We start from the raw sequence: 24,650 nt of genomic DNA, 5'->3' as shown, positions 1-24,650 counted from the left end.
CGCACGCCCTAATATCCGCGCAAATTTCAATCGGGGTCGCATCAATGGCAGAGTTTCCGCAAAAGGCTAAGGTCGTCATCATCGGTTTGGGCGGCATTGTCGGCGCCTCGATCGCCCATCATCTGATCGAACGCGGTTGGGACGATATCGTCGGCATCGACAAGTCAGGGATTCCGACCGACATTGGTTCGACGGCGCATGCCTCCGACTTCTGCTATACGACCAGCCACGATTATCTCTCGGTCTGGACCACCCAGTATTCGATCGATTTCTACGAGAAGATGGGCCACTACGCCCGCATCGGCGGCCTGGAGGTCGCACGCGCCGGCGACGACACCTGGATGGAAGAGATCAAGCGCAAGCTCTCCTCCGCCAAGGCCTTCGGCACCCGCGCCCATTATGTAGGCCCGGCCGAGATCAAGGCGATGTTCCCGCTGATCGAGGAAGACAAGGTGATGGGCGGCATGTTCGACCCCGATGCCGGCCTCGTCATTCCGCGCTCGCAGACCGTCGCCGGCAAGCTGGTCGACGCGGCGGAGAAGTCCGGCAAGCTCCAGTCCTATTCCAACACCCCGGCCCAGTCGCTGATCGTCGAGAACGGCCATATCAAGGGCGTCGTCACCCATCGCGGCACCATCATGGCCGATCACGTCATCGTCTGCGCCGGCATCTGGGGTCGCCTGATCGCCGAAATGGTCGGCGAGGACCTGCCGATCATGCCGGTCGACCATCCGCTGACCTTCTTCGGCCCCTACAATGAGTTCGAGGGCACCGGAAAGGAAATCGGCTTCCCGCTGCTCCGCGACCAGGGCAATTCCGCCTATATGCGCGACACCGGCGACCCAAAGACGACCGAGGGCGGCCAGATCGAATGGGGCTATTACGAGCAGACCAATCCGCGCCTCTGCCATCCGCGCGACATCCTGGAAAAGAACCAGGCCCGGCTGTCGCCATCGCAGCGCGACCTCGAGATGGAACAGATCCTCGAGCCACTTGAAAAGGCGATCGAGCTGACGCCGATCCTCGGTGAGATCGGTTATAACGAAGGTCATTCCTTCAACGGCCTGCTGCAGGTTTCCGCCGCCGGCGGCCCATCCTGTGGCGAGAGCCAGAAGGTGCGCGGCCTGTGGTATTGCTGCGCAATCTGGGTCAAGGACGGCCCGGGCTATGGCAAGCTGATCGCCGACTGGATGACCGACGGCCGCACCGAGATCGACCACAACTCGATCGATTACGCACGCTTTTACCCGCACCAGTTGGAAGAGAAGTTCATCGAAGGCCGCTGCTTCGAAGCCGCCCAGAAGGTCTATTTCCCGGCTGTCCACACCCGCGAACCCTATGGCACCGGTCGTGGCGTCAAGCGCTCGCCCTTCCATGAGCGTGAGAAGGAACTCGGCGGCTATTTCATGGAACTCGGCGGCTGGGAACGCGCCCATGGCTATGCCGCCAACGAGCACCTGCTGGAGAAATATGGCAACCGCATTCCAGTGCGCGAGAATGAGTGGGACAACCGCCATTTCTGGCGCGTTTCCAATGCCGAACATCTGGCGATGACCGAGGATTGCGGCATCGTCAATCTCTCGCATTTCCATATGGTCGATATCGAAGGCCCCGATCATGTCGAACTGCTGGAGTGGCTCTGCGCCGCAAAGATCGGCGGCGACGGTAATATCGGTAAGGGTATCTACACCCACTTCCTCGACGACGAGGGCATGGTGCGCGCCGACTTCACTGTCATCCGCATGGCCGACCGCTGCCGCCTGATCAACGGCGCCGACGCCGGCCCGCGCGACTTCCATTACATGAAGCGCGTTGCCGAGGATCGCGGCCTCGACGTCACCATCACCGACGTGACCGAGAAGTTCATCACCATCGGCATCTGGGGTCCCAACGCCCGTGACACGCTGAAGAAGGTCGTCAAGGATCCGGCTGGGCTCGACCAGGAGAACTTCGCCTTCGCACAGATCAAGCAAATCGAGATCGGCGGAAAGAATGTCACCGCCTTCCGCATCTCCTATGTCGGCGAGCAGGGCTGGGAACTGCATATGAAATACGAGGACGGCCTCGCCGTCTGGGATGCGCTACGTTCGACAGGCGTCATGGCCTTCGGCGTCGAGACCTATGCGAACTCGCGCCGCATGGAAAAGAGCCTGCGTCTCCAGAACGCCGATCTGCTCACCCAGTACAACCTCATCGAGGCCGATCTTGCGCGCCCGAAGGTCAAGGAGTCCGACTTCCGCGGCAAGGCCAAGCACCTCGAATACAAGGCACGTGAACATCAGCCTGCGATGCTCTGCACGCTCGTCATGAGCGAGAACACTGACTCCAAGGGCGTCAAGCGCTACCCTGTCGGCACGATGCCGGTGATGGACCCGGACACCAAGGAAGTGCTGATCGACGAGCTCGGCCGCCGTTCCTACACGACCTCGGTCGCCTATGGCCCGACGATCGGCAAGAACATCGCGCTTGCCTATCTCCCCTGGTCCTACTGCCAGGAAGGCCGCAAGCTCGAAGTCTCGTATTTCGACGAGATCTATCCGGTCGAGGTCGCGGGCGTCGGCTACAAGCCGCTCTACGATCCGCAGAATCTCAAGCCCAGGACATGATTCGGACAGCGTCCGTCTGATCAGGCATTGGCATCTGAATTGTGCCGCCGGATGATCCATCCGGCGGCATTTTCGTTGTCGTACCGTCTTCGCGCGCCATTTGCCGAATGCGCAGCCTCGAAAATCGCTGGGGAAGCCGGACTCTTTACAATCGTGCGATTTCCGATGGTGGAATCTTAACTCTTCCGAAAAAGCTCGGCTGCTATTGCTGCCCGTAACAATCGATTTCTAAGAAGGGTGGACATGGATTTCTTGGGTGTTTCCGGAATGCACTATTCCGGTCAGTCGCTGAAAGGCAACCGGATCCTCGTCGCCGAGGATTCCAACGTCTTCACCTCGATGATCAGCCAGCGGTTCAAGGAGCTTTTGCAGATCGACGTCGAAATCTGCCGCACCTTCGAGGAGATGCAGGTCGCCAATGAGAAATCGGACCAGCCCATCCGCCTTGCAATCTCCAACATGAATCTCCCCGGGGCGGAGCAGGGCGAGGCGCTCGACTATCTCGTCGATGTCTCGATCCCGACCATCGTGTTCACCGGCACGCTGCAGGACACGACCCGCGATAAGCTGCTTTCCAACCAGATCGTCGATTACATCATCAAGGACAGCGTCTTTGCGGTCGATATGCTTGCCGAGGCCGTCTGCCGGTTCCTGACCAACCATCATCACCATGTCTTGATCGTCGATGACAGCCAGACCGCGCGGGCGCTGCTGACCACACGGTTGAAGCGCTACAATTTCAAGGTTAGCGTCGCAGAGAACGGCCAGAAGGCACTCGATATTCTCAAGGCCAATCGCGACATCACGCTGATGATCACCGATTACAACATGCCCGATATCGACGGGTTCGAACTCACGCGCCGGGTCCGCGCGCATATCGGCTCGCATCAACTCAGGATCGTCGGTGTTTCTTCTTCCACCGACCGCCTGCTTTCTGCACGGTTCCTCAAAGCCGGCGGCAACGACTTCATGATGCGCCCCTTCATCGATGAAGAGTTCTACTGTCGGGTCAACCAGAACCTCGATACGCTTTCGCAGATGAAGTATCTGATCTCCCGTCAGAAGAAGGCGTGAAGCGGGATTTACCGGGTTCCCAGTAAATTCGTTCTTTCTATTTGAATATTGTTAGTTCTAACGCGTTCAAATTTTGAAAACGGTATCAAATCCGGGCAGGGTTAACCGTTTTGAAAGCACGCCGGGAATAACGTGCGGGTCTGAAATCAAGCTGCTGGGCGTCACGCTGAAGGCGGTCTATCCGGATGTCGCGATGAGGCCGGTTACGGGGACGAGTGCAAGGGGACGGCCTGACGTGGGGTTTCGCAACACTGTAAGCAGGGCGACACGGCCGAAGAAATTCGAAGGCCAACGCGTGCTTCTCGTTGAGGACACCCGGCTCTACTCCTTTGCTGTAAGAAGCCTGCTCGAAGGCAATTTTGGATTGATCGTCATTCACTGCGCCACGTTTGCCGCCCTTCGGCACGAACTCGATTCGGATACGCGCGGTTTCAGTCTTGCCATCCTCGATCTTTGTCTGGCCGATGCCGCCAATGGCGAGGCCCTGGACCTAGTGCAGGCGCGCGCCATACCCTCGATCGTATTCTCCGGCTTTACTAGCGAGCGCCGGCGCGAAGAGATCATGAGCAAGGGCGTCGTGGACATCGTCTACAAGAACTCGCCGTCCTCGCTTGAAAGTCTTGGCTCTTCGGTCGACCGTGTGCTGTCACTGAGCCGGCCGCAGCTGCTACTTGTCGATCCCCAGGGCGAGAACGATTCCGCGATGGTGGCGGCGCTTGCGAGCTGCAGTTTCACGGTCAGTGTCTGCACCTCTACGACCGAGGCACTCTCTATCCTGGATGCGTCGCAGAATACCGAACTGGTCGTCGTGCGGAACGATCTTGCCGAAAAGGACGGCTATTGCTTTCTGGAACTGCTCAAGACGCGTTTCGGAGACGATGCCGTTCGTGTCATTGGCTTCTCGCAGAACAAGGGTCGCGATGATGTCGCACGCTTCCTGGGTGCGGGTGGGGACGATTTCGTTCACCTGCCGATAAGCCCTGCGGATGTCGAAAGCCGGCTTGTGCATACTCTGACGATCCACAAGCGGATACAATCGCTGCAGCGCATGGCATCGCGGGATTATCTGACCGACCTGCTCAATCGCCGCTACTTTTTCGATCGCGGGCCGAAGCTGGTGGATATCTGCCTGCGTCAGCAGGCGCCGGTCTGCGCGGCGCTGCTCGATATCGACCATTTCAAGCGGCTCAACGACACCCATGGCCATGAGATCGGCGACCTGGTGCTGAAGGCCGTGTCACGCAAGATCCTTGCCCTTGTGGGTGAGAAGCAGCATTTGCCGGCTCGTATCGGCGGCGAGGAATTCGCGATCCTGTTCACCAATCTCGATATCGAACAAGCCTACGAGTTCTGCGAGCGCATCAGGATTGAGATTGCCGCTATCAAGGTCGTCGTCGATGACGAAGACATTTCGGTGACCATTTCGATGGGCCTTGCCAGCATTTCGGATGCCGAGACGTTCGACAACTATCTGAACGCCGCCGACCAGTATCTCTATCTGGCGAAGCATTCCGGCCGCAACCGCGTGTTCTCCGATTATCAGGTCGCGCGCATCGCCGCGTCCTGACAGCCTTCGAAACCTTCGTTCGAATTACATCACGGCGCCGTTGATGCTCGGCATCGTCGACAGGTGCTTGCGGTCGGCGCGTTCCTGCTGCGGCGAGCGGCCATAGAGTTCGCGATAACACTTGGAGAAATGCGAGGCCGAGACGAAGCCACAGGCGACCGCGACCTCCACCACCGGCATCGAGGACTGCACCAGAAGGTGTCGTGCTCGGTCGAGGCGAATCTCGAGATAGTAGCGGGCAGGAGACCGGCCCATTTCCTGGCGGAACAGGCGCTCGATCTGGCGGCGCGAAAGGCCGGCCTTGTCGGCGATGTCGACCAGCGACAACGGTTCGGCGAGGTTGTTCTCCATGATCTCGATGATCGAGAGCACCTTGGAGTTCTGGACGCCGAGACGGGCGCGGAGCGGCAGGCGCTGGCGATCGGACGCCGAACGCACGCGGTCGGTGAGGTGCTGCTCGCAGACCCGGTTGACGAGGTTCTCGCCGAAATCCTGGCGGATGAAATGCAGCACCATGTCGAGGGATGCCGTGCCGCCGGCGCAGGTATAGATGTTGCCGTCGATCTCGAAAAGATCGGCGTGTACATCGGCCTGCGGGAAGGCTTCGGCGAAGCCGGGCAGGTTCTCCCAATGGATCGCGCAGCGCTTGCCGTTGAGCAGACCGGCCTGGGCCAACACATGGGCGCCTGTGCAGAGGCTGCCTACCGCGATGCCGCGATTATAGACTTCGCGCAGATAGGCGTTGACCGACTTGTTGCGGAATTCCTCGACATAGATGCCCGAACAGACCAGAACCATATTGGGCCGCATCTCGCCAGAAAGGAACTTGCGCTCCTCAGTCAGCGAGGTCTTTGCCGCAAGGCCGATGCCGGAGGAGGAATAGACTTGCTGGCCATCCACCGAGGCGAGGCGCCACTGATAGGCCTCGTAGCCGAGCATGCGATTGGCGATGCGAAGGGTTTCCACCGCCGCCGAGAAGGGCAGCATGGTGAAGTTGGGGACCAGAAAGAAAACGATCGTCCGCTTGATCGCCGGTTTCTTGGGCAGGGGAAAGCTTTCTGGCCGCATGGTCTTCCTCTCAATGTCGCATCGGAACAAAGTGGTCTATATGCGCCACATAATAATTGCGCAATAGCGACATGAAGTGGATTTTTTGCGCCACATTGGCGGGACGGTTAAAATAGCTGCGTCAGGGAAGGTGCGAATGGCGTCGCGAACTGGATATGAAATGGCTAAAGATAAAATGGATGCAATCTGAAATAGGATGCCGGCTCCGGACGTGTCGCCTAAAGGCTATTTCCGGAACCGGCCGATGGCTTTGTCACTTCGCATTCTTGTGCTCCGCGGACCGGAAACCAATGTCCTTCATGACGGAATAGGGCATCGATTCGAGGTCGCGCATCATCCGGTAATCCTGCCACTTTGCGACGATCGCCGCGATGAAACGGGATCCGGTGAAGTGGCTTGAGTGGCCGGAAAACTGTCCGGTCCCATAGGTGGTACTACGCATTTCAAGTCTCCTTTGTTGGTGAGGCTTGGCCTCTGTTGTGAAAGATACTCTCCCTGTCACATAAGACAAACGAATATGTCTTATGCAATCAATCAAGAAAATTGACGGAACGTTGCTGGTCGATGGCTTCGCGGATATCGTCGGCGACATAGCGGGGAAGGCGCGAAAGCTCCCGGCGCAGAAGGGCGTCCTGACGTGCCTTGCGGGCATGCCTCGCCCTGGTTTCGAAAAAGTCGGCGACGGTCGACGGCATGATCTTGAGCAGTTTCATTGGTTTTCTCCTTCATATTTTTTCGGTGTTCGATTGAGAACATCTTGACCTTGCGCTCCATTTGATGTTCAATCAAACGAAATGATCTGATGTTGTCATTCAGAAAAATTGATGGAGGATGTGATGGCGAATTCTCTTCCGGCGGCGCTGCCCCTGCTCGAACTCGACATTATGAAGACGTTCATCGCGATCTCGGAGACGGGTAACTTTACCACGGCGGCCGAGGCGGTGTTCCGCACGCCGTCGGCGGTTTCCATGCAGATCAAGAAGCTGGAGGACACTTTGCGTGTGCCGCTCTTCCGGCGTGACGCGCGCTCGGTGACGCTCACCCATCACGGCGAGATCCTGCTCTCCTATGCCAAGCGGATGATCGCGCTCAACAACGAGGCGGTGTCGCGCTTCGTCGTGCCGGAGATGAACGGCATCGTTAGGCTCGGTGCGCCGGACGATATCGGCGAGCTGATGCTGCCGGGCATTCTCAAGCATCTCTCCGAGACATGGCCGCAGCTTGCCATCGATGTGACGATCGAGTCCTCGGCCAATCTTCATCGCGGCGTGGAGGAGGGGCGGCTTGATCTCACGCTCTACAATTTCCTCAATGCCGTGCGCGCCGATCCCGCCGAAAGGGTGATGACGGAACGGCTTGTCTGGGTCGGCAAGAAGCACGGTCAGGCACACCTCAAGACTCCACTGCCGGTGTCGGTGTGGGATAGCGGCTGCATCTGGCGCACCAAGGCGCTGGAGGAGCTCACCAAGTCGGAGATCGAGTTCCGCATCGCCTATTTCTGCGGCAGCCATATGGGCCAGACCGCGGCGATCCGCGCCGATATCGCGATTGCGCCGCTGGCACGCTTCCTGGTGCGCGACGACATGGTGGTGCTCGGCGAGCGCGATGGCCTGCCGGACCTCGGCAGCTACGATATCGGTCTGGCGGTGCGCAAGGGCGCGTCCCAGCCCGCGCTTGCGGTGGCGGACTATATCCGTAGCGCGCTTGGCGACCTCGATATGCAGCCGGCGGCGGCCGTGGCGGCGTAGTTCAACAGCTGCGTAGACCTAGAAAATCGAAAGCGCGCCGATGGGCGCGCTTTTCGTTATCAAACTTTGGCTTAACGCTCCCGGCGCCGTCTCCGCCCGCCGCCGTCCTCGCCGCCCGCGGTGATCACCTTGCGCTCGGGCAGGGTTACGACCTTGGCAAGCTCGGGGAAGGCGTCCACCTTGTTGGGCATCGCCATGGCGTCGATGAAGAGCTGCTGAAAATGCGGCTCCAGCGCGGTCTCGATCTTCTCGATCTTCGAGACCTGCATTTCGATCTCGCGGCGGTGTTCGCGATTGAGCAGCGCCATCAGTGCGCCGGTGCCGGCGGCATTGCCGACCGCCTTGACCTCGGCGAGGTCGCAATCCGGGATCAAACCCAGGACCATGGCGTATTTCGGATCGATGAACGAACCGAAGGCGCCGGCGAAGCGGATCATATCGACCTTCTCGACGCCCTGTTTTTCCATCAAGAGCTTGATGCCGGCATAGAGTGCCGCCTTGGCGAGCTGGATCGCGCGCACATCGTTCTGAGTCACCGTGATGCGCTGTTCGCCATCGCCGCGCAGAAGGTATGAGAAGGTGCGGCCATTGGGGATGATGCGCGGGCTTTTAGCCGCCATTCCGCCATCGACCACGCCGTCTTCCGAGATGATGCCCGAGAGATACATCTCAGCCACGACCTCGATAATCGCCGAGCCGCAGATGCCAGTGACGCCGACCGAGGCAGCCGCTTCCTCGAAGCCATCCTCGTCGGACCACTTGTCGACACCGATCACCCGGAATTTGGGCTCGAGCGTTAGCGGATCGATGCGGACACGCTCGATCGCGCCGGGCGCGGCACGCTGGCCCGATGAGATTTCGGCGCCCTCGAACGCCGGCCCCGTGGGCGAGGAGGCGGCGACGACACGCTGGCGATTGCCCAGCACGATTTCGGCATTGGTGCCGACATCGACGAGCAGCATCATCTTGTCCTGGCGGTATGGCCCCTCGGAAAGCGTGGCGCCCGCGGCATCGGCGCCGACATGGCCGGCGATGCAGGGCAGCAGGTAGACGCGTGCGCCGCGATTGACCTGAATGTCGATGTCATGCGCCCAGTATTGCAGCGCGCCGGAAACGGCGAGCGCGAACGGCGCCATGCCGAGTTCGGTCGGGTCGATGCCGAGAAACAGGTGGTGCATGATAGGGTTGGCGACGAACACCATGTCGAGCACGTCGTTGCGATCGACGCCACCTTCCTCGCAGACCTTGCCGATCAGGCCGTTGATCGCCTCGCGCACAGCGACGGTCATCGCCTCGCGGCCATCAGGATTCATCATCACGTAGGAGACACGGCTCATCAGGTCTTCGCCGAAGCGGATCTGCGGATTGGACGTGCCGGACGATCCCACGATACGGCCGGACAGCAGCGAGACCAGATGCATGGCGATGGTCGTCGAGCCAATGTCGCAGGCGATGCCATAGGCTTCGTTCTGCAGCCCGGGGTATAGCGCTATGATGAACGGCCGGGAGGAATCCATGTCGCGATGGATCGCGGCGGTCACCCCCCAGTTGCCCTTTCGCAGGATGCCCTGCACTTGAGGTATAAGGTGAGGCGCAATCAGCAGGTCCTTCCAGCCCCAGTCTTTTTCGAGCATGAGCTTGAGCCGGTCGAGATCGCCCAGCGGCTTGTGCATGTCGGGTTCTTCGATCTCGACATAGCAAAGCTGCACGGCGGCATTGCGCTCGATCACCCGGTCCGTGGCGGCTTTGCGGACGACCTGGGCGTTGACGACAGTATCCTGCGGCACGTCGATGACGAGATCGCCGAGGATTTCGGCGGAACAGGAGAGACGCCGGCCTTCGGGCAGGCCTCGCACGCGGTCGTAGCGGTCTTCCTTGGGCCCACGCACCGTGATGTGATCATTCGACGAGACGATCTTGTGCTTGGCGAAATTGCCTTCCTGCACCACGACCTGACAGCGGCCACAGGTGGCCCGCCCGCCGCAGACGCTTTCGACATAGACGCCGAGCTTGCGAGCGGCTTCGAGCACCGGCGTGCCAACCGGGAAGCGGCCACGCTTGCCCGAAGGCATGAACAGGACGAGGGGATCTTTGTGTGTGCCTTCGGTCATGTTGAACTCATTCTCGGCGGGGCCATCAGTGCGCATTTCAAGTCTTCTTTCCCGGATTCAGTCCACTAGCAGACTGCACCCTCATTGCCGGGGACAATGTCCAAATCCCGACATGCAAATATCACCCTGCAGCTTTTCTGCAGGGTGATATCGTATTTCAACCAGTTTTTCGCCCGGCAATTACGCCGATGCGCCACCCGTACGAGCCGCGCGGCCGCCGCGACGGCCGGGAGCCGCTGACGAAGCCGCAGGCGTCGGTGCCTGTGCAGCGCCGCCTTCAGCCGGCTTGTAGTCGCGATAGGTCTTGATCCAGTGAGTGCAGTTCGGGTCGGTGCCGTTGAGCACGTTGGCGGCGCGGACGGCTTCCATCTCCTGCGGGCGGCACGGGTTCATGATTGCCGAGGTCATGCCGGCGCCGATCACCATCGGAATGAAGCCGCCGTTGATGCCGTGGCGGTGCGGCAGGCCGAAGGAGATGTTGGAGAGGCCGCAGGTGGTGTTGACCTTGAGTTCCTCACGCAGACGGCGGAGCAGCGCGAACACCTGGCGGCCGGCATCGCCCAGCGCGCCAATCGGCATGACGAGCGGATCGACGACGACGTCTTCCGGCTTGATGCCGTAGTCCATGGCGCGCTCGACGATCTTCTTGGCGACGGCGAAGCGGACGTCCGGGTCCATCGAAATGCCGGTTTCGTCATTGGAGATCGCGACGACGGGAACATTGTACTTGGCGCAGAGCGGCAGGATGGCTTCGAGCTTTTCCTCCTCGCCGGTCACCGAATTGACCAGCGGGCGGCCCTTGGCAACCTTGAGCGCGGCTTCGATGGCGGCGGAGACCGAGGAGTCGATCGCGAGCGGTACGTCCACCAGTCCCTGCACGATCTCAAGCGTCTTGACCAGCAGGCCCGGCTCGGTCTCGTTCGGATTGACCGAGGTGACGCCGGCATTGACGTCGAGCATGGTCGCGCCCGCGGCGACCTGTTCGAGCGCATCCCTGATCACGGTGTCGAAATTGCCTTCGATCATTTCGGCGGCAAGCTTCTTGCGGCCGGTCGGGTTGATGCGCTCCCCGATCACGCAAAACGGCTGGTCGAAGCCGATGATGATTTCCCGGGTTGCGGAGGCGACGATAGTGCGGGTCATTTGTTTTCCTTGGTGGCTCGGGACATGGCGGCTTCTTAAGTCGCTGTTCTGTTGAAGGCAAGTTTGGTGGGGTCGCTCAATCCATCGAGTGATCGACGAGCGTGTCCGGGGTTTCTTCCAGCATCTCGCGCATGTCGCTGCGCGGCGTCCGCTTCCAGGGCGTGCGGCCCTTCAAGACACCGGATTCATGGACGATCTCGGAGACGTATTCTTCCTGGCGGTAGGCCATGACATGGATGCCCGAAACGCCCTCGATTTCCTTGACCTCGTTGATGATGTCGATGCAGAGCTGCTTGCCTTCCTTCTTCTGGTCCTGGGCGCCTTCGAGGCGCGCGATCACGGAATCGGGAATGTGGATGCCCGGCACGTTCGACCGGATCCATTTGGCGGTCTTCGCCGATGCCATCGGGCCGACGCCGACCAGGATGAAGCATTTTTCGTGCAGTCCGAGATCGACAACCCGCTTCATGAAATCCTTGAACATAGGAATGTCGAAGCAATACTGGCTCTGCACGAATTGTGCTCCTGCCTCGATCTTCTTGCCCAACTGGAGTGCCCGGAAGTCGTAGGGGGGCGCGAACGGGTTGACAGCGGCACCCAGAAATACCTTCGGCGGCGTCGTCAGCTTGCGGCCCGAGAGGAATTTCGAATTGTCGCGCATGATCCGCACGGTCTCGAGCAGCGACATGCTGTCGAGGTCGAAGACCGGCTTGGCGCCCGGCTGGTCGCCGGCCTGTACCCCATCGCCCGTCAGGCACATGATGTTGGCGACGCCCATCGCCGCCGCGCCAAGCACGTCGCCCTGGATGGCGATGCGGTTCTTGTCGCGGCAGGCGATCTGCATGATCGGCGCATGGCCCATGCGGGTCAGCAGCGCGCAGATGCCGACCGACGACATGTGGCAGTTGGCGCCCGAGGCATCCACGGCGTTGATGCCATCCACCCAGCCCTCGAAGATCGCGGCTCGCTCATAGACATCCTCCGGATTGGCACTGTCGGGCGGATTGAGTTCGGCGGTGACGGCGAATTCACCCCGGCGCAGAACGCGTTCCAGCCTGCCGAGGGAGGAATGGCCGGGCAGGGGGTCGAGCGGCAGGTGCGGGCCGAGCGGATTTTCGTCGATATGAACCATCGGCTCAGGCGTCCTTCTTGATCACGGCATCGCGGTCGGCGGCGGCAAGCGCGGTCACACGCAGCCAGGCCGAGGTTTCGCGCAGCGACTGATCGACCGGCTTCTGCACGTCCATGATCTTGTCGCCATGCACCATGTTGCGCGATCCTTCCCAGGCCTTGACCCACACACACGGCATGTCGGGTTCGACCTCACAATTTCCGTTTGCCCGAACGCCTCCGCACGGACCATTGCGGAGCTGCTTGGGACAGTTCATCGGACAGCTCATGCCCGTCGAGGACAGCACGCACTGGCCGCACATGCGACAGTCAAACATCAGGCCCTTGACCCGCTTTTCGACGAATTTGATCGGAGCCTCGACCCGGCCGTAGCCGATCTTGTTCCACAGCGGATGGAGAGCCAAGAACATGTCGGCAAACTTGGCGTAGAACCATTCGAGCATCCTGGAATGGCGGACGGACCACAGCCGGATCGAATAGCTGCGCTTGCGGCGGCCGATCGCCGATACGCCTGATGGCGTGTAGGCGCCGGCCTTGGCCTTCGCGCCGGGACTAGCATTGCCAGGCTTGGCGTCAGCCATTGTCCCGCCCTCCCGCCTTGACCAGCGCGATCAGGCGGTCGCGGTCGTAGGCGGCTTCGAGTTCGGCCATGGCCTTGTCGGCTTCGGCCTCAAGATCGTCGGAGACGGGGGTCGGTTCGGCCTTGCGCCATTCGGCGAGATAGTCGTCGGTCTCGGCGGCACCGGTCCGCATCGCGCACATGTCGATCGCCTCGGTGAAGCGCAGCGATAGCTCCCGCTTGGCGTTGGTGCGGCCCTTCTTGATGATGACCTGCGCGGGAATATCGCGCCAATAGACGATGATGCGGTCTGCCATGAAAATCGGTACTCCCTTTTCCGGCACAATGGTCGGGAAAGGTAGAGTTTGCACGGCTAGTCACGACGTCGCAATCGCCTTATTGCGACAGCCGGAATCTCGTTGTGGATTGCAGGGCTTTTGCGGCTGCTTTTCACATGAAGAAGTTGCGAAACCCGTCCCAATAGTGGGGAATCTGGCTGATGAAAAAGGGGATGTTGGTGATGATCTCGTAGCCCACGAAGCTCACGATGATACCGAAGATGCCGCCGACGACGACACCCGCCCCCATCATCAGCCCATCGCGTTCAGTCAGTCCCAGGCCCATGAGCGCGAGCGCCAGCGACGGTCCCATATTGCCGAGCGGGATGGGGAGGAAGACGATGAGCGCCAGCACCAGCGCAAAGATTCCCAGCACGCGTTCAACCATGCGGTTGCCGCTGAAGAAACGCGGCTTGATGAAGCGTTCAGCCTTGTTCATCCAAGGGATGAACTTGTCGAGAACTGCGGAAAATGCCTTGTTGTCAAACGTGTATTCGCGCAGGCGCCTGGGTAGCCAGATCGTGTCGAGGCGCGAAAACGCCATCTGGCAGGCGATGAAGATGAGCGGCAGGCCGAGGATGAACGTGGCGCCGGGTGGCAGCGGCACAAGATTGGGAAGACAGAAGACGACGAGAAAGGCGCCGAAAGACCGATCGTCCATAGCATGGGCAATCTCGCCCAGACTGATCTTGTCGCCCGCCTTGGCGGAAACGTGGCGCAGCAATTCCGAAAGCTTCTCTGGCTTTTCACCGGCAATCTTATGACCCAGGCCGAGATCCATTTCTACTTCCGACACAACACACCCATCTTCCAGTCCTATCCAGCTTATCGCGCATATATTTATGTCACGTATATCAAGCCAATACGACAACGGATCATGAATGGTCTTTATTTGCGGCGATTGCCATCGTCATATTGTCACGCGGGCCGTGATAATCAAGCCGCGGCGCCGAGCAGGGCAGGCGTCAGGTCGCCATAGCCGGTAAAGCGGTATTCATAGTCGAGCTTGAGATAATCGGCAGCCCATTTGGCCTTTCGCTGCAAATCCTCGTCCTCGGTCTGAGCGAGATAGACGATCTTGGTATAGTTGCCGAACACCATGTCGCGCAGTTCAGGGTGCTTGTCGAGCTTCAGCGGTTCGATCACGAAAGCCTCGAACTGCCGGGTGATCAGGTCCGTGAGGTAGAAGGCGGTGAATTCCTTGTCGCATTCGGCGAGGAACTTCTCCGTGCCGGTGAAGAAGGCGTAACAGTGCGGCCCGGCAATGCGCTCGATGCCTTCCTCGGCGCAGATCTTGTCCAATTCGCCCTGGGTGCCGCATTCGGCATAGCCGATATAGATGTGCTTGATGCCCTCGGCGCGTGCCTCGGCGATCTTCGTCCGCATGGCCGGCGCGATCTTTTCCGGATGCACATGCCAGAGCGCCGGCAGACATTCGAGTTCGAGATGATCGAGCCCGTTGGCGTTCTTGATGGCGATAATCTCTCGGGCGATCGCGCCGCAGGCGATCACTCGTACCGTTTCGTGGCTCTGGACATCCGTCAACATGGTGGTCTTTCCCAAGCTTGCTTTGCCAATATAGGCGTGCCAACAGCCATTGAAAATGTCGCCCGCGTCATTTGCTGGCGTCAAAAGAACGGATTTTCGTCGTTGCTGTCTATTTTCAATCGGTTGTTCTGAACCAAATTGCCTTTCATGCGTTTAGTGGCCGGTGCAATCACTGCAAGTTCGTAAGGGTGTTGCCCAGTCATTGGCCGTGGCGCGACCGCGCTTCGGATACATCTATATTACGATTGGAGATCACGGTCATGAAGACATCCACTAAGATCGCGACAGCCCTTCTGGCGGTCCTTATGCTTGCATCGTGCGGCAACACCATCCGTGGATTGGGCAAGGATACGTCCAACACCGTCAATGCGACGGAAGACGCGGCCAAGGACGTCGTGGAATGATCAAGGCTTAGGGTTCAACTGGAGGCAATGAAATGATCAGTATCACCACACGCGTTGCTGTCGCGGTCGTTCTGGTGTTCGCACTGGCATCATGCGGCAACACCATCCGGGGCTTCGGCCGGGATGCCTCGAACACCGTCGATGCGACCAAGGATGCGGCGAACGACGCAACCAACTGATCCCGAAGCGAAAACTGGCCGCGCGGTACCCGCAGCGGCCAGTTCTTTATTCTCTACGCTGAAACCGGTCAGGCGCCGGCAGCGAGCATGTTGTGCTTGCGCTTGATGTATTCCTTGGCTGTTTCCACGGCAATTGCCGCGTCACGGCAATAGGCGTCGGCACCGACGGCCTTGCCGAATTCCTCGTTGAGCGGCGCACCGCCGACGAGAACGACGTAATCGTCGCGAATACCCTTTTCCTTCATCGTGTCGATCACGACCTTCATATAGGGCATGGTCGTGGTCAGCAGCGCCGACATGCCGAGGATGTCTGGCTTTTCGCGCTCGATCGCGTCAAGATAGTTCTCGACCGGATTGTTGATGCCGAGGTCGATGACGTCGAAGCCAGCGCCTTCCATCATCATGCCGACAAGGTTCTTGCCGATGTCGTGGATGTCGCCCTTGACGGTGCCGATCACCATCTTGCCCTGCTTCGGCGCGCCGGTAGCGGCGAGCAGCGGACGCAGGATAAACATGCCGGCCTTCATCGCATTAGCCGAAAGCAGCACTTCCGGAACGAAGAGGATACCGTCGCGGAAGTCGATACCGACAATGCGCATGCCTTCGACGAGGGCTTGCGTAAGAACGTCATAAGGCACCCAGCCACGTTCGATGAGGATATTGGTGCCCTCGATGATCTCTTCCTTAAGGCCGTCATAGAGGTCGTCGTGCATCTGCTGCACAAGTTCTTCGTCCGAGAGCTCGGAAAGAATGATGTCGTCGTCTGCCATGGCGATCCTCGTCGAGTTTTGGGAATCCGCAGTTTGCCGTAAACCGCATTCGACCATTACAGTTAGCGTCTGGGGTTTGCAAAGCGTTTTCGAAAACGACGCGGGCTGGACTGATTTACGACGATGCGTCAATCGTCTTTGAAAGGGTTGACGATTTGAGGCTGAGACGTGGTTCTCTTTGATTTAAGGGACAATCGCGCTCGTAACATCGAATCTTCTGATTGCCATCATTAGACGGATAGCGTTCTGTCTCATGCCGCAAATCGACAAATGCGTCATTTCGCGAACAGCGTCATCGGTGGCGCTTTCAGGAATGTTCCTTTTGCGGCATTGTTTAGGATCGCCGTGAACATTTCGGCCCCTCAGGCCCAAAATCACAAAGAGGAAGCAACCATGGACCAGACGACAGACCAGGCAGAAGGCGGCGGCCGCCGCGTTAGAGGTGCTGCCGCCCGCCGCGCAGCACGCACAGGCGGCGGTCCGGGCGCGTCGCTTCCCTATATCACCCGCAGGATCCGCGAATACGAGGTGCTGGAGGAAGAAGGCCTCGAGCTCATCGAGCGTAACGCCGACCTCATCCTCGAGGAAATCGGCATCGAATTCCGCGAAGATGCCGAAGCACTGGCGCTCTGGAAGGAAGCCGGCGCCGATGTCAGGGGCGAACGGGTGCATTTCCCCAAGGGCCTGTGCCGCGAACTCCTGAAGACCGCGCCGCCGGTTTTTACCTGGCATGCGCGCAATCCCGAGCGCAGCGTGCAGATCGGTGGCAAGGCGACTGTCTTCGCACCTGTCTACGGACCTCCCTTCGTGCGCGACCTCGAGGGCAACCGCCGCTATGCGACGATCGAGGATTTCCGCAATTTCGTGAAGCTCGCATACATGGCGCCGTCGATGCATTCCTCAGGCGGCACGGTCTGCGAGCCGGTCGATATCCCGGTGAACAAACGCCATCTCGACATGGTCTACAGCCATATCAAATATTCGGACAAGCCGTTCATGGGTTCGGTCACCGCGCCGGAACGCGCCGAAGACACGATCGCCATGGCCAAGCTGGTGTTCGGCGATGAGTTCGTCGAGAACAACTGCGTCACGCTCAACCTCATCAATGCCAATTCGCCGATGGTGTTCGACGAAACCATGGTCGGCGCGCTCAAGGTCTATGCCCGCCACAACCAGGCGACGGTGATCTCGCCATTCATTCTCTCGGGCGCTATGAGCCCGGTCACAGTGACCGGTACGCTGACGCAGATCCTCGCTGAAGTGTTGGCCGGTGCATCGTTCACCCAGCTGATCCGCAAGGGCGCGCCCGTGCTGTTCGGCACGTTCGCAGCCTCGATCTCGATGCAGTCGGGTGCGCCGACCTTCGGCACACCGGAACCGTCGCTGGTGTCATACGGCGCAGCCCAGCTTGCACGCCGTCTTGGCCTGCCGTTCCGTACCGGCGGCTCGCTCTGCGCCTCCAAGGTTCCGGATGCGCAAGCCGCGCATGAATCGGCCAACACGCTGAACATGACGCTGCTCGCCGGCACGAATTTTTCGCTGCATGCGGCAGGTTGGCTCGAAGGCGGCCTCGTGTCGTCCTACGAGAAGTTCATGATCGACCAGGACCAGCTCGGCATGATGCAGAAGATGGCGGAAGGCGTTGATCTCTCGGAAAACGCCCAGGCTCTGGACGCCATCCGCGAAGTCGGCCCAGGCAGCCACTATCTCGGCTGCGCGCACACCCAGGCCAACTTCCAGACCGCCTTCTATCGCTCCGCGCTCGCCGACAACAATTCCTTCGAACAGTGGGAAGTCGAAGGCGCCAAGCGGATCGAGGAACGCGCCAATGCGCTTTGCAAGTCCTGGCTCGACCAGTACGAGGCGCCGGCGCTGGATCCCGCGATCGATGAAGCGCTTCTGGCTTACATCAAGCAGAAGAAGGACTCGATGCCCGACGCCTTCACCTGAAAGGGTCCCGAAGCCAGGGAGAATGGCGGACGGTATCAGGTGGCCGACTGGATACAGCGGGACGTTTGGCGCCCGCATTACAAGCCGCCTGGCCGGACATAATGGGCAAGGAAGAGATCAGAATTGATGAGATCCGTGCGGCGCTCTCGCCGCACGGAATTTTTTTGCGCGGCGTCGTGCATTTCGATGGCGATGGGCCGGAGATATCAGGGGGCAGGGCGCGGACGGTTGTGCTGCTTGGCAATATCGGCGGCTCGATCTGGGAGCCGTTCTCGGAATGGCGGCAGGAGAACGAGAATGTGGCCGATCCACTGGACATGTGGTCCGTCGAGGTCATCCGGCCGGTCGCCGAGGCCATGGGAGGAACCGCATGGTTCCCCTCGGAAAAGCCGTGGCAGCCGTTCCAGCAATGGGCGATGCGTGCCGAGGGATTGAGGGCGTCGCCGCTCGGCGTGCTGATCCATCCGGATTATGGCTTGTGGCACGGCTATCGCGGCGCGATCGGGTTTAAGGAACACATCGAGTTCCCCGCATCAACTCCAAGGCCGCATCCCTGCGACCACTGTCCCGACAAACCGTGCCTGACGACCTGTCCGGCAAATGCAGTGGCCAACGATCATTTTCACGTACCGGCTTGCCGCACCTATCTCGCGGGAGAAGGCGACGGCACCTGTATGCAAGGCGGCTGCATCGCCCGCAATGCCTGCCCGGTCGGCGCCAGCTATCGTTATCCCGAGGAACAGCTCCGCTTTCACATGACGGCGTTGAGCCGCTGACTTGACATTTCGACCCCTCGCACTCAGGTTACATATAACCGGAGTGTTAGAGATGACCGCACCAGAGAAGCGCGAGCGGAACAGGCATAAGGCAGCGACCTATCGCGAGCGACAGCGGGCGAAGGGTCTGCGGCTCGTACAACGCTGGCTGCCCGACACCAAGTCGAAAGAATTCCTCGAGGAAGCCGCGAGGCAGTCGAAGATCGCGGCGGCGAGTCCCTATGCCGCCGAGGATCAGGCGTGGGTCGATTCCGTATCCTGGTTCAACGATCCGGCCAATGACGAGAGGTGAGGTCTGGACTGTTTCAGGTACCGGCTACGCCGGCAAGCCAAGGCCGGCTCTTATTATTCAAGATCATGCCTTCTCATTTCTGGATTCCATAACGATATGCCCGATCACCTCCGACCCTGACAATCTAGAACTTTTCCGCATTGATCTATTGCCGAGTGACGTAAACGGTCTGCGGCTGCGATCACATGTTATGGCCGACAAGATCATCACCCTGCCAAAAAGTCGCCTCGGCAAACGCATCGGCATTCTCGACGATGACGACCTCAAGCGCGTAGAAACCGCGATCATGATCTTCCTGGGTCTAGCTTGAAGAGACCAGCCGCTGACGCCGCTGGCTCATGAATATGTGCAGGATCACTGCAAACAGCACGATCAGCCCGCCGGCGAGCGTCTGGGGGCCGGCTTTCTCCCCGAATGCCAGCCACACCCAGAACGGTGAGAGCGGCGTATCGATCAGCGAAATCAACGCCGTTTCCATTGGCGGCAGGCGCCTGGAGCCGAGCGAATAAAGCGTCAGCCCGGCCGATGCATTGAGCAGGCCGAAAAGCACCAGGTAAAGCAGATGCGTCGGTGTCGCCGCTGACAAATCCGCGAAGGGCAGCACGATGACGCCGCTGGTGAAGGAGGCGATCACCGCACCGGCGGCGATATTCACCGAGCGATATTTCCGCACGATGATGATCGAGGCCGCCATGCTGGCCGTGCCGAGAAACGAGAGCACGTCGCCGAGCAGCGCGCCATCGTCGGAAAAGCCGACCATGATCACCACGCCGATCATCGCGATCGCGCTGGCGAAGATTGCTTCGCGCGACGGCAGTTCGCGCACGAAGATGAAGCCGAGCAGGGCGGCGATGAAGGGCAGGGTGGCGAAGATCACGGCATTGTGCGCGATCGAGGTCTGGCCGAGCGACGAGACGTAGCAGATCGTGCCGAAGATATAGTTGGAGATGTAGAGTACGTCCGGCCAGCCCATGTTGCGGAACTGGCTGGTCCATGTCCTTGGCGCAAAGGCGATGATGATCGCCAGCATGCCGATGGCGCCGAAGATGCCGCGTCCGGCGATCATCGTGGGATAGTCGAGCGCGATCAGCCGCGTGAAGAAGCCGGCGCTGCTCCAGGTGACCGCGCCCGCCGTGACGAAGATGATGCCGAAGAGATGTTCGCGACGTGGATCCATCATGCATGCGCCGGAGCGCCCCTCCGCTGGCTGGCGACGATATGTGCGACGACCGCGGCAAAGACCATGCCGCCGCCGATAAGAGTGTTGACGCCCGGCTTTTCGTTGAAAGCCAGCCAGACCCAGAGCGGCGCCATGGGCGCGTCGAGCGCTCCGATCAAGGCTGTCTCGACGGCCGGCAGTTTCTTGGAGCCAAGTGCGAAGAAGGCAAGGCCCACCGCCGAATTGGTGAGGCCGAAGAGCGCGAGCTGGAAGAACTGGATGCCGGTCACATCGAGCGGCGCGCCGAGCGGCCAGCAGATGGCGCCGGAGACGATGGCGCCGATGCAGGCCGACGCCATCGCGGACATGTGTGGGTTGCGCCGCATGACGATGATCGAGCAGGCCATGGTGCAGGTCATGCCGAAGGCCAGCATGTCGCCGAGCAAACCGCCATCCGATCCGAAGCCAACCATCAGGATGACGCCGAGAATAGCGAACATGCTCGAATTCATCGCGCTACGGCTCGGAAATTCCTTGAGGAATATCCATCCGAGGAAGGCCGCCAGAAAAGGGATCGTCGCATAGATCACCGCGCCATGGGCAACGGATGTATGGCCCAGTGAGGTGATGAACATGATCATCCCGGCGACCGTCAGTGCGATATAGGCCATTTCCGGCTTGCCGATTTCGGTGAATTCCCGCCACCAGTTGCGGCCCCGAAAGAGGACGACGACGATCAGCAGGCTCGCCGCCCCGAAAATGCCGCGCCAGGCGAGCAGCGTAAAGCTGTCAAGCGGGATCAGCCGGCTGAAATAGCCGGCAAGGCTCCAGGCGACAGCGGAAATCGTGACGTAGAGCAGGCCGAGCTGGTAATCGCGGCGGGGGTTCATGGATGGACCTGACGGGATAGGCGGGCGATTCCGAGAGTTAGAGCGCTTCATGGATAAATGGAACCATTCTGCCGGAGCAGGTTTTCGTCAGGACCAAGGCGGCGGGCGAGTGTCGTACCCTTAGGTACGGCCGAGACCGACGCCGCAGGGACTGGCGGAAAGATGCCCGGCCCTTCGGGTTGGCTGAAGCGGGCCGGCTCTTGGATCGGCCGGCTTGGCCGTATGCTTTGGCTACGACGCGCGCCGGCCGATCCAACATCCAACTCCGCTTGAGCCAACAGAATGATTCCATTTATCCATGAAGCGCTCTAAAATCCGCTCCGGGGTTTGTACATAAGGGTGATGGAAGGGCTGACTGAATAATTTGGCCCCTTGCCCAAATAATTTCACGCCTGACCCCAAGCTTTTGTCAGGAGCAAACGTCTTACACCTAGGATCAGGGTTTACCGAACATGCCGAATGGAATGGATTTGGTGCCCCTGACCCCGGGAACGGTGTGAGAGGGACGGCAGTTGGAACCCGAACTGATCAGAAAGGCAATTGGCGGCGACGCGCAAGCCTTTGGACAACTGATTGAAATGCATTATGATTTCATACATGCCACGGCGTGGAAATGGACGCGGAGCCGTGCCGATGCCGAAGATATCGCGCAGGACGTCTGCGTCCGGCTGGCAAGCGCGATCAGATCGTTTCGCGGCGAGGGCCGCTTTCGTACCTGGCTTTATGCGCTGGTCTTGAACGCGGTCCGCGATCTCGCCCGCAAGGCGGTTCGCGAGCGCCGCAAGACCGAGGAATGGAGCCAGGATCCGGCCATGCATGCCGACGAGACCCAAGAGGACGACATGCAGGAAATCTGGACCGCCGTGCAGACGCTCTCGCCAAAGCAGCGCGACGCCGTCATGCTGGTTTATTCCGAGGGCTTCGATCACAGCGAGGCTGCGGAAATACTCGGTTGCTCGGAACCCACGGTATCCTGGCACCTGCATGAGGCGCGCAAGCGGCTCAAGATCATTCTCGGCCGTGAAGTCGCGTGAAAGGAGGCGAGCCGATGGAAGAAGACCTGAAGAAGCTCGGCCGCATCGCCGCCCCGAAACCCACCGACGAGGCCCGTGCCCGCGCGATGAATGCTGCCATGGCCGCATTCGAGGCCGAGAAAAATTTTGCCACAGCACCCCAAGGAAACAGAACGTCACGTCGTCAAAGCTCCATCGCAACCGCTTTATGGAGCCTGTTCATGTCCCGCAAATTGATGCTCGCGAGCTCGGCGCTCGCAACTATCCTGATCGTACCCACCGCCGGGTATGTCACCTATCAGATGATCAACGACAGGACAATCATCCTGACGGATGGACCTGTTATCGATACCAAGAAGCAGGACGAGGCGCGCCTGCGCCAGGAGAAGCTCAAGGCCGAGCAGACCGCTGGGAAGCAAGAGGTTCAGAACCAGGTGCAAGCCGACGATAAGTCGGTCGAACAGCCCGAACTGGCCGACGTGACCAAGACCGAGCCCAAACCCGTCATCGCCGAGGAAACGGCCGACACATCGGGTAGCCGCGCCGACACTGAAGCCATGGTGCCCGGTGAGGATCAACGCCTTGCCGCCGCGCCGAAGGATCAGAAGTCGGCCGAATTCAATTCGACGACACCGGGCGATGCCGATAATTTGGGAGCCGCGACCAGCGAGATGGCCGAACCCGAGGTCGATGCCCTGGTTGCCGCCAAGCCGATGACCGTGCAGCCAACTGGACAGCTGATGCGCAAGAAGGTGCTGGGTGGCGCCACGATGAACGAAGGCATCATCGCCCAGCCGCCGATCCTGCTGCCCGAGGAAACCGGTGACCGTTTCACCTCCAAGGATGTCAATCCGGTGAAATCGGTCGTTTCCGAGCCGGTCTCAACCTTCTCGATCGATGTCGATACCGCATCCTACGCCTATGTGCGCCAGTCGATCATGAATGGCGGCCATCTACCGGAGCCCGACAGCGTCCGCGTCGAGGAGATGATCAACTATTTCCCCTATGACTGGAAGCCGCCGGAAAGCGCCAAGGAGGCGTTCAAGGCCAATGTCACCGTCATGCCGACGCCGTGGAATGCCAATACGAAGCTCATGCATATCGGCATCAAGGGTTATGACGTTCAGCTTGCCGAACAGCCACCGGCCAATCTTGTGTTCCTGATCGACGTTTCGGGATCGATGGACGAGCCCAACAAGCTGCCGCTGTTGAAAAGCGCTTTCCGCCTGCTGGTCAATACGCTGAAGCCGTCGGACACGGTGTCGATCGTGGTCTATGCCGGCAATTCCGGCACCGTTCTCGAACCCACCAAGGCATCGGACAAGCAGAAGATCCTCGATGCGATCGACAACCTTTCGCCCGGGGGTTCGACTGCGGGTGCCGAAGGTATCGAAGCCGCCTATCGGCTCGCCGAGAAGGCGTTCCAGAAGAACGGCGTCAACCGCATCCTGCTCGCCACCGATGGCGATTTCAATGTCGGTGTGTCGAGCGACGATGACCTCAAGGCCCTCATCGAGAAGAAGCGCAAGACGGGCATCTTCCTGTCAGTCCTGGGCTTCGGCACCGGCAACTACAATGACAGCCTGATGCAGGTGCTTGCGCAGAACGGCAATGGTGTTGCCGCCTATATCGACACGCTGTCGGAAGCCCAGAAGACGCTGGTGCAGGAGGCGACGAGCTCGCTCTTCCCGATCGCCAAGGACGTCAAGATCCAGGTCGAGTTCAACCCGGCCAAGATCGCCGAATACCGCCTGATCGGCTATGAAACCCGGGCGCTGAAACGCGAGGATTTCAACAATGACAAGATCGATGCCGGCGAGATCGGTTCCGGCCATCGCGTCACGGCGATCTACGAGGTGACGCCGGTCGGCAGCCCATCGGTTCTCAACGACGATCTGCGCTATGCCGGGAAGAAGGAAAAGGCCGACGCGCCCGTCGTGACCGACGCTTCCGCCTCAGATGAACTCGCCTTCGTCAAGATCCGCTACAAGAAGCCGGACGAAGACAAATCGACGCTGATCACCATGCCGGTCAAGGCATCGGAAGAGAAAGCCAATGTCGATGCGGCGGCGCCCGATGTGCGTTTCTCGGTGGCGGTCGCGGCCTTCGCCCAGAAGCTGAAGCAGGAAGCCCAGGTTTCGGACTATTCCTGGGATGCGATCGGGGCGCTGGGCTTGGCCTCGAAAGGCGATGACCGCTACGGCTACCACGCCGAATTCCTCAAGATGGTCGAACTGGCCAAGCGTTTGAAGGGCGAGTAACCCCGTTCCCAACCGAGCCTAGCTCATTACTCGCTCGTCACGCCCTCTCCCTGTCCTCGCGGG

The 24,650-nt window shown here is 60.0% G+C and carries 25 protein-coding genes; 12 read left to right on the top strand and 13 right to left on the bottom strand.

Features of this window, described 5'->3' with window-relative positions:
- Window positions 1-44 precede the first annotated feature (44 nt).
- The 3 genes from IHQ71_RS14155 (at window position 45) to IHQ71_RS14145 (ending at window position 5,247) form a co-directional block, all read left to right on the top strand.
- On the top strand, window positions 45-2,606 hold the full coding sequence (locus IHQ71_RS14155) for an FAD-dependent oxidoreductase (protein WP_258162597.1): 2,562 nt from the start codon (window positions 45-47) through the stop codon (window positions 2,604-2,606).
- 243 nt (window positions 2,607-2,849) lie between these two features.
- The gene (locus IHQ71_RS14150) at window positions 2,850-3,680 is read left to right on the top strand and encodes a response regulator (protein WP_258162596.1); all 831 of its coding nucleotides are present in this window, start codon (window positions 2,850-2,852) and stop codon (window positions 3,678-3,680) included.
- A 235-nt stretch (window positions 3,681-3,915) separates the two neighbouring features.
- A complete protein-coding gene (locus IHQ71_RS14145) occupies window positions 3,916-5,247 on the top strand; it encodes a diguanylate cyclase (protein WP_258162595.1) in 1,332 nt (443 codons plus the stop codon).
- Window positions 5,248-5,271: 24 nt separating this feature from the next.
- On the opposite strand, the gene IHQ71_RS14140 is transcribed toward IHQ71_RS14145, so the two are convergent.
- The 3 genes from IHQ71_RS14140 to IHQ71_RS14130 form a co-directional block, all read right to left on the bottom strand.
- Window positions 5,272-6,315, bottom strand: coding sequence for a GlxA family transcriptional regulator (locus tag IHQ71_RS14140; RefSeq protein WP_258162594.1), 1,044 nt, complete (start codon window positions 6,313-6,315; stop codon window positions 5,272-5,274).
- Between the two features lie 253 nt (window positions 6,316-6,568).
- Window positions 6,569-6,757: a hypothetical protein gene (locus tag IHQ71_RS14135; protein ID WP_258162593.1), complete on the bottom strand. Its 189-nt coding sequence runs from the start codon at window positions 6,755-6,757 to the stop codon at window positions 6,569-6,571.
- An 88-nt stretch (window positions 6,758-6,845) separates the two neighbouring features.
- Complete coding sequence (locus tag IHQ71_RS14130) at window positions 6,846-7,028, bottom strand: hypothetical protein (protein WP_258162592.1); 183 nt, start codon at window positions 7,026-7,028, stop codon at window positions 6,846-6,848.
- Between the two features lie 123 nt (window positions 7,029-7,151).
- On the opposite strand from IHQ71_RS14130, the gene IHQ71_RS14125 reads away from it, so the two are divergent.
- Window positions 7,152-8,063, top strand: a complete 912-nt coding sequence (locus tag IHQ71_RS14125; protein WP_258162590.1) for a LysR family transcriptional regulator — start codon at window positions 7,152-7,154, stop codon at window positions 8,061-8,063.
- Between the two features lie 71 nt (window positions 8,064-8,134).
- Here IHQ71_RS14125 and IHQ71_RS14120 read toward each other — a convergent pair whose 3' ends face one another.
- From IHQ71_RS14120 to IHQ71_RS14090, 7 genes are all read right to left on the bottom strand, one after another.
- Entirely contained in the window at window positions 8,135-10,210 is a 2,076-nt protein-coding gene (locus IHQ71_RS14120) for an ASKHA domain-containing protein (protein WP_258162589.1), read from the bottom strand.
- A 144-nt stretch (window positions 10,211-10,354) separates the two neighbouring features.
- A complete protein-coding gene (locus IHQ71_RS14115; protein WP_258162588.1) occupies window positions 10,355-11,317 on the bottom strand; it encodes a methyltetrahydrofolate cobalamin methyltransferase in 963 nt (320 codons plus the stop codon).
- Window positions 11,318-11,393: 76 nt separating this feature from the next.
- Entirely contained in the window at window positions 11,394-12,449 is a 1,056-nt protein-coding gene (locus IHQ71_RS14110; protein ID WP_308737952.1) for a methylenetetrahydrofolate reductase, read from the bottom strand.
- A 4-nt stretch (window positions 12,450-12,453) separates the two neighbouring features.
- The gene (locus IHQ71_RS14105) at window positions 12,454-13,029 is read right to left on the bottom strand and encodes a methylenetetrahydrofolate reductase C-terminal domain-containing protein (RefSeq protein WP_258162587.1); all 576 of its coding nucleotides are present in this window, start codon (window positions 13,027-13,029) and stop codon (window positions 12,454-12,456) included.
- Window positions 13,022-13,324: a virulence factor gene (locus IHQ71_RS14100; RefSeq protein WP_258162586.1), complete on the bottom strand. Its 303-nt coding sequence runs from the start codon at window positions 13,322-13,324 to the stop codon at window positions 13,022-13,024. The genes IHQ71_RS14105 and IHQ71_RS14100 overlap by 8 nt, the downstream gene beginning before the upstream one ends.
- Before the next feature lie 133 nt (window positions 13,325-13,457).
- Window positions 13,458-14,126, bottom strand: a complete 669-nt coding sequence (locus IHQ71_RS14095; protein ID WP_258162585.1) for an exopolysaccharide biosynthesis protein — start codon at window positions 14,124-14,126, stop codon at window positions 13,458-13,460.
- Between the two features lie 155 nt (window positions 14,127-14,281).
- Window positions 14,282-14,893, bottom strand: a complete 612-nt coding sequence (locus IHQ71_RS14090) for a DUF1638 domain-containing protein (RefSeq protein ID WP_258162584.1) — start codon at window positions 14,891-14,893, stop codon at window positions 14,282-14,284.
- A gap of 260 nt (window positions 14,894-15,153) precedes the next feature.
- On the opposite strand from IHQ71_RS14090, the gene IHQ71_RS14085 reads away from it, so the two are divergent.
- On the top strand, window positions 15,154-15,297 hold the full coding sequence (locus tag IHQ71_RS14085; RefSeq protein ID WP_258162582.1) for an entericidin: 144 nt from the start codon (window positions 15,154-15,156) through the stop codon (window positions 15,295-15,297).
- 32 nt (window positions 15,298-15,329) lie between these two features.
- A complete protein-coding gene (locus IHQ71_RS14080) occupies window positions 15,330-15,476 on the top strand; it encodes an entericidin (protein ID WP_258162581.1) in 147 nt (48 codons plus the stop codon).
- Between the two features lie 68 nt (window positions 15,477-15,544).
- On the opposite strand, the gene IHQ71_RS14075 is transcribed toward IHQ71_RS14080, so the two are convergent.
- Window positions 15,545-16,246 carry a B12-binding domain-containing protein gene (locus IHQ71_RS14075; RefSeq protein ID WP_258162579.1) on the bottom strand — a complete coding sequence of 234 codons (702 nt, stop codon included), beginning with the start codon at window positions 16,244-16,246 and terminating at the stop codon, window positions 15,545-15,547.
- A gap of 393 nt (window positions 16,247-16,639) precedes the next feature.
- Here IHQ71_RS14075 and IHQ71_RS14070 point away from each other — a divergent pair, with 393 nt between their 5' ends.
- The 4 genes from IHQ71_RS14070 to IHQ71_RS14055 all read left to right on the top strand — a co-directional run bounded on the left by IHQ71_RS14070 (window position 16,640) and on the right by IHQ71_RS14055 (window position 19,574).
- Window positions 16,640-18,196 carry a trimethylamine methyltransferase family protein gene (locus tag IHQ71_RS14070; RefSeq protein ID WP_258162578.1) on the top strand — a complete coding sequence of 519 codons (1,557 nt, stop codon included), beginning with the start codon at window positions 16,640-16,642 and terminating at the stop codon, window positions 18,194-18,196.
- A gap of 101 nt (window positions 18,197-18,297) precedes the next feature.
- The gene (locus IHQ71_RS14065) at window positions 18,298-18,972 is read left to right on the top strand and encodes a ferredoxin (RefSeq protein WP_258162576.1); all 675 of its coding nucleotides are present in this window, start codon (window positions 18,298-18,300) and stop codon (window positions 18,970-18,972) included.
- 52 nt (window positions 18,973-19,024) lie between these two features.
- Window positions 19,025-19,264, top strand: coding sequence for an antitoxin MazE family protein (locus IHQ71_RS14060; protein ID WP_258162575.1), 240 nt, complete (start codon window positions 19,025-19,027; stop codon window positions 19,262-19,264).
- Window positions 19,251-19,574 (top strand): type II toxin-antitoxin system PemK/MazF family toxin, encoded by a 324-nt coding sequence (locus IHQ71_RS14055; protein WP_258162574.1) that lies wholly within the window; start codon window positions 19,251-19,253, stop codon window positions 19,572-19,574. Before IHQ71_RS14060 ends, IHQ71_RS14055 begins: the two co-directional genes overlap by 14 nt.
- Here IHQ71_RS14055 and IHQ71_RS14050 read toward each other — a convergent pair.
- Together IHQ71_RS14050 and IHQ71_RS14045 are read right to left on the bottom strand one after the other, a co-directional pair.
- Complete coding sequence (locus tag IHQ71_RS14050) at window positions 19,566-20,444, bottom strand: DMT family transporter (RefSeq protein WP_258162572.1); 879 nt, start codon at window positions 20,442-20,444, stop codon at window positions 19,566-19,568. The genes IHQ71_RS14055 and IHQ71_RS14050 overlap by 9 nt on opposite strands.
- Window positions 20,441-21,313 (bottom strand): DMT family transporter, encoded by an 873-nt coding sequence (locus IHQ71_RS14045; RefSeq protein WP_258162571.1) that lies wholly within the window; start codon window positions 21,311-21,313, stop codon window positions 20,441-20,443. The genes IHQ71_RS14050 and IHQ71_RS14045 overlap by 4 nt, the downstream gene beginning before the upstream one ends.
- 512 nt (window positions 21,314-21,825) lie before the next feature.
- Between IHQ71_RS14045 and IHQ71_RS14040 the strand changes: the two genes are divergently transcribed.
- Complete coding sequence (locus IHQ71_RS14040) at window positions 21,826-22,347, top strand: RNA polymerase sigma factor (protein WP_258162570.1); 522 nt, start codon at window positions 21,826-21,828, stop codon at window positions 22,345-22,347.
- Between the two features lie 14 nt (window positions 22,348-22,361).
- Window positions 22,362-24,587, top strand: coding sequence for a VWA domain-containing protein (locus tag IHQ71_RS14035; protein WP_258162569.1), 2,226 nt, complete (start codon window positions 22,362-22,364; stop codon window positions 24,585-24,587).
- Window positions 24,588-24,650 lie beyond the last annotated feature (63 nt).

This window comes from Rhizobium sp. TH2, assembly GCF_024707525.1.
GTDB lineage: Bacteria > Pseudomonadota > Alphaproteobacteria > Rhizobiales > Rhizobiaceae > Rhizobium_E.
Note: the sequence above shows the minus strand (reverse complement) of the source record. Positions and strands in the feature narration are given on the sequence as shown.